General features: G+C 65.7%; 6 protein-coding genes. 2 read left to right on the top strand and 4 right to left on the bottom strand.

Going from position 1 to position 7,951, the window contains the following annotated elements; genetic code table 11:
• Positions 1 to 419: 419 nt before the first annotated feature.
• From RMO95_RS05505 to bioD, 3 genes are all read right to left on the bottom strand, one after another.
• The gene (locus RMO95_RS05505) at positions 420 to 2,660 is read right to left on the bottom strand and encodes an arginine/lysine/ornithine decarboxylase (protein WP_310449594.1); all 2,241 of its coding nucleotides are present in this window, start codon (positions 2,658 to 2,660) and stop codon (positions 420 to 422) included.
• A gap of 102 nt (positions 2,661 to 2,762) precedes the next feature.
• Positions 2,763 to 3,329, bottom strand: a complete 567-nt coding sequence (gene dcd, locus RMO95_RS05500; protein WP_310449593.1) for a dCTP deaminase — start codon at positions 3,327 to 3,329, stop codon at positions 2,763 to 2,765.
• 242 nt (positions 3,330 to 3,571) lie between these two features.
• The gene (gene bioD, locus RMO95_RS05495; protein WP_310449592.1) at positions 3,572 to 4,240 is read right to left on the bottom strand and encodes a dethiobiotin synthase; all 669 of its coding nucleotides are present in this window, start codon (positions 4,238 to 4,240) and stop codon (positions 3,572 to 3,574) included.
• A gap of 46 nt (positions 4,241 to 4,286) precedes the next feature.
• On the opposite strand from bioD, the gene RMO95_RS05490 reads away from it, so the two are divergent.
• Positions 4,287 to 5,567, top strand: coding sequence for an adenosylmethionine--8-amino-7-oxononanoate transaminase (locus RMO95_RS05490; RefSeq protein ID WP_310449591.1), 1,281 nt, complete (start codon positions 4,287 to 4,289; stop codon positions 5,565 to 5,567).
• Positions 5,567 to 6,784 carry an 8-amino-7-oxononanoate synthase gene (gene bioF, locus RMO95_RS05485; protein ID WP_310449590.1) on the top strand — a complete coding sequence of 406 codons (1,218 nt, stop codon included), beginning with the start codon at positions 5,567 to 5,569 and terminating at the stop codon, positions 6,782 to 6,784. The genes RMO95_RS05490 and bioF overlap by 1 nt, the downstream gene beginning before the upstream one ends.
• Here bioF and apbC read toward each other — a convergent pair.
• The gene (gene apbC, locus RMO95_RS05480; protein WP_310449589.1) at positions 6,781 to 7,872 is read right to left on the bottom strand and encodes an iron-sulfur cluster carrier protein ApbC; all 1,092 of its coding nucleotides are present in this window, start codon (positions 7,870 to 7,872) and stop codon (positions 6,781 to 6,783) included. The genes bioF and apbC overlap by 4 nt on opposite strands.
• Positions 7,873 to 7,951: the final 79 nt, after the last annotated feature.

Below are 7,951 nucleotides of genomic sequence, written 5' to 3'. Positions count from 1 at the left end.
ACGGCGAACGATTCAGGCTCGGTGCCGGCATGCAGACCAGCGCCGAGATCCTGCTCGGCACGCGCAGCGTGGCCGAGTATCTGCTCTCGCCGGTGCAGCAGGCCTGGCATGAGGCGGCGCGGGAGCGCTAGCTTGCCGACTCAGTTGCACCCCAAAGGGAATGGACGCTGTCGGCGATTTCGACTGTCCGGAATGGGTCTGAAAGCGAGCATTGAATATGCCTTCGTTCTATGACGGCACAGGGCACGCAAAAGACATCGGACGAAGCCGGAGTTGACCGGCTGGTATAGGTGAAATTGAGGCATTCGCTACCGCCTGCCACCATGAGTTGCGAGCAGGAGCCTGCCACCGGAAGCAATGGTACGAACGAAACTGGAATCGCCAGGGCGCCGCCCACAACAGCGCGCGGAACGCGGCGTTCAGTTCGCTACGCAATCCACGTAATAGCGCACGGCGCCGTTGCTGCCGTCCTTGACCAGGCCGTGGATGTCGGTCTCGAAGCCGGGGAATTTCTCGTTGAACTCGCGGGCGAATCTCAGGTACTGGACGATGGTGGAGTTGAAGCGCTCGCCCGGAATCAGCAGGGGAATCCCCGGCGGATAAGGCGTCAGCAGCACCGCGGTGACGCGCCCCTCCAGCTCGTCGATGGAAACGCGGTCGATCTCGCGGTGCGCCATCTTGGCGAAGGCATCGGCCGGGCGCATCGCCGGAATCATGTTCGACAAATACATCTCGGTGGTCAGGCGGGCGATGTCGCGCGCCTTGTACACCGCGTGGATCTGGGTGCACAAATCCTTGAGGCCGACCCGCTCGTAGCGCGGGTGCTTGGCGACGAACTCGGGCAGCACCTTCCATAGCGGATGGTTGCGGTCGTAGTCGTCCTTGAACTGCTGCAGCGCCGTGACCAGGGTGTTCCAGCGGCCCTTGGTGATGCCGATGGTGAACATGATGAAGAAGGAATAGAGGCCGCACTTCTCGACGATCACGCCGTGTTCGGCGAGATACTTGGTGACGATCGCCGCGGGAATGCCGTTGTCGTCGGAGAAGTCGCCATCGACGTCGAGTCCCGGCGTGATGATGGTGGCCTTGATCGGATCGAGCAGGTTGAAGCCCTCGGCCAGGTCGCCGAAGCCGTGCCAGCGCTCGCCGGCCTTGAGCATCCAGGCCTCGCGTTCCTCGATGCCTTCTTCCGAGAGGTCGTCGGGACCCCAGACCTTGAACCACCAGTCGGCGCCCCACTCCTCGTCCACCTTGCGCATGGCGCGGCGGAAATCCAGCGCCTCGGCGATCGATTCCTCGACCAGGGCGGTGCCGCCCGGCTCTTCCATCATCGCCGCGGCGACGTCGCAGGACGCGATGATCGAATATTGCGGCGAGGTCGAGGTGTGCATCAGGTAGGCCTCGTTGAACACGTCGCGGTCGAGCTTGTTGTTCTCGGCATCCTGCACCAGGATCTGCGAGGCCTGACTCAAACCGGCCAGCAGCTTGTGCGTGGACTGCGTCGAGAAGATCATCGATTCCTTACAGCGCGGGCGGTCGGCGCCGATCGCGTGATAGTCGCCGTAGAAATCGTGGAAGGCCGCGTGCGGCAGCCAGGCTTCGTCGAAGTGCAGGGTGTCGATCCTGCCGTCGAGCATCTGCTTGATGTCCTCGACGTTGTAGAGGATGCCGTCGTAGGTGCTCTGGGTGATGGTCAGCACGCGCGGCTTGACGTTCTTGTCGGTGGCGAAGGGGTTGGCCGCGATCTTCTTCTGGATGTTCTCCCAGAGGAATTCCTCGCGCGGGATCGGGCCGATGATGCCGTAGTTGTTGCGCGTCGGCATCAGGAACACCGGAATCGCGCCGGTCATCATGATCGCGTGCAGGATCGACTTGTGGCAGTTGCGGTCCACCACCACGACGTCGCCGGGCGCCACCGTCGAATGCCAGACGATCTTGTTCGAGGTCGAGGTGCCGTTGGTGACGAAGAACAGATGGTCGCTGTTGAAGATGCGTGCCGCGTTGCGTTCCGAGGCCGCCACCGGACCGGTGTGGTCGAGCAGCTGGCCGAGTTCCTCGACCGCGTTGCAGACGTCGGCGCGCAGCATGTTCTCGCCGAAGAACTGGTGGAACATCTGCCCCACCGGGCTCTTGAGGAAGGCGACGCCGCCCGAATGCCCCGGGCAATGCCATGAGTAGGAACCGTCGGCTGCGTAATGCACCAGGGCGCGGAAGAAAGGCGGCGGCAGCGAATCGAGATAGGCCTTGGCCTCGCGCATCACATGCTTGGCAATGAACTCCGGCGTGTCCTCGAACATGTGGATGAAGCCGTGCAGCTCGCGCAGGATGTCGTTCGGGATGTGGCGGCTGGTGCGCGTTTCGCCGTGCAGGAAGATCGGGATCTCGGCGTTCTTGTAGCGGATCTGCTCGACGAAGGCGCGCAGCTCGGCGATGGTCTCCTCGGCGCGGTTGGCCAGTTCCTCGTCGTCGATCGAGAGGATGAAGGCCGAGGCCCGGCTCTGCTGCTGGGCGAAGGAGGAGAGGTCGCCGTAGCTGGTGACGCCCAGCACGTCCATGCCCTCCTTCTCGATGGCGTCGGCCAGCGCGCGGATGCCCAGTCCCGAGGCGTTCTCGGAACGGAAGTCCTCGTCGATGATGATGATGGGAAAGTGAAAACGCATGGGAAACCCCTAAAGACATTTAGCCACAGAGGACACAGAGATCACAGAGGAAGGCAAAACAGATCTTCTCTGTGTCCTCTGTGTCCTCTGTGGCTAAGATTTTCAGATTTTCGGCAGTGTCACGCCGACCTGGCCCTGGTACTTGCCGCCCCTGTCCTTGTAGGAGGTCTCGCAAACCTCGTCGGATTCGAAGAACAGCACCTGGGCGCAGCCTTCGCCGGCGTAGATCTTGGCCGGCAGCGGCGTCGTGTTGGAAAATTCCAGCGTCACATAGCCTTCCCATTCCGGCTCGAAGGGCGTCACATTGACGATGATGCCGCAGCGCGCATAGGTGCTCTTGCCGAGGCAGATGGTCAGGACGTTGCGCGGAATCCGGAAGTATTCGACGGTGCGCGCCAGGGCGAAGGAATTCGGCGGGATGATGCAGAAGTCGGCATTCACCTCGACGAAGGAATTCGGATCGAAATTCTTCGGGTCGACGATGGTGCTGTTGATGTTGGTGAACAGCTTGAATTCGCGCGAGCAGCGGATGTCGTAGCCGTAGCTGGAGGTGCCGTAGGAGACGATCTTCTGGCCGTTGGCCTCGCGTACCTGGCCGGCCTCGAAGGGCTCGATCATGCGGTGCTGCTCCGCCATGCGGCGGATCCACTTGTCAGACTTGATGGTCATGGTTGATCCGGGGGAAAACAAAGTTTCAGTGAAGGCTAACGCCGGGTTTACGGCGTTAAGCGTAGCGGCCGTAACTAAAGGTGACTCAAGGGGCCGCAGTATACGGCCTAACTTTCCCGACGGGAAAGTTAGGCCGTAGCCCATTTTCGCCCCCCACCCCCATCCCCCGCCCCGGGGCGGGGGCTTGTATTGGCTCGCTACGCTCGAACTAAATTGACTGGATCGAAGCGCTTGCGACGCCGTCAGGCGAGCAACTCCGCCAGACAGGCGACCCCGGCCTGCGGACTGTCGCGCGCAATGGACACCAGCGGAATCCCGGCGACGTGGCGCGCCAGGCTTTCCAGCGTGGCGTCGAGCGTAACGGCCGAGCCGGGCGTTTGGTTGACGGCGATCGCCGCAACGCCAGCGCCAACTCTTGCCAGAGCCTCCAGCGCGGTCAACGCATGGCTCAGGCTGCCCAGATAGGTTCCGGTCACCAGCACGCAGGGCAGGCCGCTGGCGGCGATCCAGTCGCGTACCGTATGCCTGTCGTCCAGCGGCACCATGACGCCGCCGACGCCTTCGACCAGGGTCGGACCGGAGTTGGCGCTGGCGACCCGGCGGGTGAAGGCCACCAACTCGTCGAAATCGATGCGCCGGCCTTCGCGCGCCGCCGCCATATCGGGCGACAGCGGCGCGGTGAAGCGCCAGGGCGCGATGGCATCGAGTTCCGCTAGGCCGGCCTCGCGCCCCAGCGCCGCCAGCAAGGCCCCGGCATCGCTGGTCGCCGGCTGCTGCGGATCGAAGCCGGACAGCAGCGGCTTGAACGCCGCCGCCGGCCGCCCCGCGGCCCGCCAGTGGCGCAGCAGGGCGCAGGCAAGCCAGGTCTTGCCGATGTCGGTCCCGGTGCCGGTGATAAAATTCGCGCTCATTGTTCCTCCGCCGCGCCATTCTAGCCCGCACACCTTCCCGCTCGACATGTCCGACTGGCTGACCCCGGGCCTCGCCCATCTCTGGCTGCCCTACACCCAAATGCAGACCGCCGCGCCGCCGCTGGCGGTGGTCGCCAGCGATGGCGTGCGGCTGCGCCTGGCCGACGGCCGCGAACTGATCGACGGCATCTCTTCGTGGTGGACCGCCTGCCACGGCTACAAGCATCCGCACATCCGCGCCGCGGTCGAAGCGCAGCTGGCGACGCTGCCGCATGTGATGTTCGCCGGCCTCGTGCATGAGCCGGCGGCGCGCCTCGCGCAACGCCTGGCCGCGCTGCTGCCCGGCGACCTGGAGCGCGTGTTCTTCACCGAGTCGGGCTCGGTGGCGGTCGAAGTTGCGCTGAAAATGGCCATCCAGTACTGGCGCAACAAGGGCCAGGCGCAAAAGCGGCGCATCGTGTATTTCCGCCATGCCTATCACGGCGACACCTTCGCCACCATGGCCCTGTGCGACCCCGAGGAAGGCATGCACACGCTGTTCGCGGGGACCATGCCGGAGCAGATCATGGCCGAGCTACCGAGCGACGAGAAGCTGCGCCGCGCCTTCGACCTGCTGCTGGAGACCCACGCCGAGCGCGTCGCCGCCGTGATCATCGAGCCGCTGGTGCAGGGCGCCGGCGGCATGAAAATGCACGACGCGGCGACGCTGGCCTGCGTCGCCGAAGCCTGCGCGCGCCACGGCGTGCTGCTGATCGCCGACGAGATCATGACCGGCTTCGGCCGCACGGGGCGCATGTTCGCCTGCGAGGAAGCCGGCATTACTCCGGACATCGTCTGCCTGTCCAAGGCGCTGACCGGCGGCACGCTGCCGCTGGCGGCCACCGTGGCGCGGCGTCATGTGTTCGAGGCCTTCCTTTCCGACGACCCGGCCGCCGCGCTGATGCACGGCCCCACCTACATGGCCAACCCGCTGGCCTGCGCCGCGGCCAATGCCTCGCTCGATCTGTTCGAGAGCGAGCCGCGCCTGGCCCAGGTGGCCGCGATCGGAACCCAATTGGCCGCGGAACTCGCGCCCTGCCGCGAGCTCGCCGGCGTCGCCGCGGTGCGCGTCAAGGGCGCCATCGGCGCGGTCGAACTGTCGGGAGAGGTCGATCTCGGCGCCCTGCGCCGGCGCTGCATCGAACTCGGCGTCTGGCTGCGGCCCTTCGGCAATCTGCTCTACCTGATGCCGCCCTTCGTCATCGAATCCGACGATCTGGCGACGCTCACCGCGGCCGTGCGCCAGGTGCTGGACGAGCGCGCGCGGCTGTCCTCGCAGTTGTCCTGATGGATCCCGGCCTCGACCTCCTGCTGCAGCAGCAGCTCGCCGCGCTGCAAGCCGGTGCGCGCCGACGCCGCCTGCGTCCGCTGCACATGGTCGGCGGACGTCTGCAGGATGCGCAAGGCCGCGCCCTGATCGATGCCGCCTCGAACGACTACCTGGGCCTTTCGCAGCATCCGCTGGTCAAGGCGCGCGCCGCAGAATGGGCGGAGCGCCACGGCGCCGGCGCGCCGTCCTCGCGGCTGGTCACCGGCACGCGCGAGATCACCCTGGCGGTCGAGCAGAAGCTCGCCGCCTTCAAGGGCTGCGAGGCCGCGCTGCTGTTTTCCAGCGGCTTCCAGGCCAATGCCACGGTGATCCCGGCGCTGGCAAGAGTTGGTGCTGGCGATACGCCAAACGCAGCGGCAAATGCGGCAGCGACGATTTTCAGCGACGAACTCAACCACGCCAGCATGGTCCATGGCTGCCGCGCCGCCCGCGCGACAACCCAGGTCTTCCGCCACAACGATCTCGACCAGCTCGAGCATCTGCTGCGCCAGCATGCCGGCAAGCCCGGGCGCAAGCTGATCCTCACCGAGTCGGTGTTCAGCATGGACGGCGACCGCGCCGACCTGCCGGCGCTGGTCCAGCTGGCCGAACGCCACGGCGCCACGCTGTACGTCGACGAAGCCCATGCCACCGGCGTGCTCGGGCCGCAGGGCCGCGGCCTCGCCGCGCAATGTGCCCAAAGCGGCGGCGGCGTCGACGTCGTCATGGGCACGCTGGGCAAGGCGCTGGGCGCCTTCGGCGCCTACATCGCCGGCTCGCGCACTCTGATCGACTGGCTGGTGAATCGCTGCCCCGGTTTCATCTACACCACCGCGTTGCCGCCGGCCGTGCTCGGCGCCGTCGATGCGGCGCTCGACCTGGTGCCGGGCATGGATGCAGAGCGCGAAGGCCTGGCGCGCAATTCGCAGCGACTGCGCCAGGCGCTCGCGCTGCGCAACTACGACACGCTGGGCTCGACCACGCAGATCGTGCCGGCGGTGATCGGCGCCGAGCAGGACACGCTGGACGCCGCGCAAGGCCTGGAAGACGCCGGCGTGCTGGCGGTGGCGATCCGCCCGCCGACGGTGCCCGACGGCAGCAGCCGGCTGCGCCTGACGCTCAGCAGCGCATTGGGCGAGGCCGACATGCAGCGACTGCTGGACGCCGTCGCTGCAAGCCTGCCGCCAAGACGCTAAGTGTTCATCACCTTGATCGAGGGGAACTTGCTGGTGTGGTCCTTGGCCCGTTCCGCGATCTTCACCGCGATGCGGCGCGCGATGGTCTTGTAGATCAGGCTGGCCGGTCCTTGCGGATCGGCCTCGACGGTCGGCTTGCCGTCGTCCATCTGCATGCGGATCGCCATGTCGAGCGGCAGCGCGCCGAGCATTTCGACCTCGTAGTCCTTGGCCATCTTGTCGCCGCCGCCGGAACCGAAAATCGGTTCGGCGTGACCGCATTTGGAGCAGATGTGGATGCTCATGTTCTCGACGATGCCGAGGATCGGAATGCCGACCTTCTCGAACATCTTGAGGCCCTTCCTGGCATCCAGCAGCGCGATGTCCTGCGGCGTGGTGACGATGATGGCGCCGGTCACCGGCACCTGCTGCGCCAGCGTCAGCTGGATGTCGCCGGTGCCCGGCGGCATGTCGATCACCAGGTAATCGACGTCGCGCCAGCGCGTTTCGGTCAGCAGTTGGGTCAGCGCCTGGGTCACCATCGGGCCGCGCCAGACCATGGGCTGCTCGGGATCGATGAGGAAGCCGATCGACATCGCCTGGATGCCATGCGCATCCATGGGTTCGAGGCCCTTGCCGTCGGCCGATTCGGGCCGGCCGCTGGCAATGCCCAGCATCTGCGGCAGCGAGGGCCCATAGATGTCGGCATCGAGCAGGCCGACGGTCGCGCCTTCGGCGGACAATGCCAGCGCCAGATTGACGGCGGTGGTCGACTTGCCGACGCCGCCCTTGCCGCTGGCCACGGCGATGATGTTCTTGACGCCGGGGATCAGCTTGACGCCCTTCTGCACCGCATGCGTGACCACCTTCGAAAACACGTTGGCGCTGATGTTGCCGATGCCGGGCAGCGTCTTCAGTTGCGCGATCACCGCCGCACGCAGGCCCTCGATCTGGCTCTTCGCCGGATAGCCGAGCTCGACGTCGAGCGAAACGTCGCTGCCGGTGATCTTGATGTTCTTGGCGCTGCGCGTGCTGATCAGATCCTTGCCGGTGTTGGGATCGACGACCGTCTTGAGCGCCGTCTGGATGACTTCTTCGTTGATGGACATGAAAGACCTTTGCTGGTGACGAATTGTTGGAAACGAAATCGTTGGTCGCGGATTATCGCCGGTAACCGGGAAAGCATAC

The organism is Sulfuritalea sp. (genome assembly GCF_031426875.1).
Classification (GTDB): domain Bacteria; phylum Pseudomonadota; class Gammaproteobacteria; order Burkholderiales; family Rhodocyclaceae; genus Sulfuritalea.
Note: the sequence above shows the minus strand (reverse complement) of the source record. Positions and strands in the feature narration are given on the sequence as shown.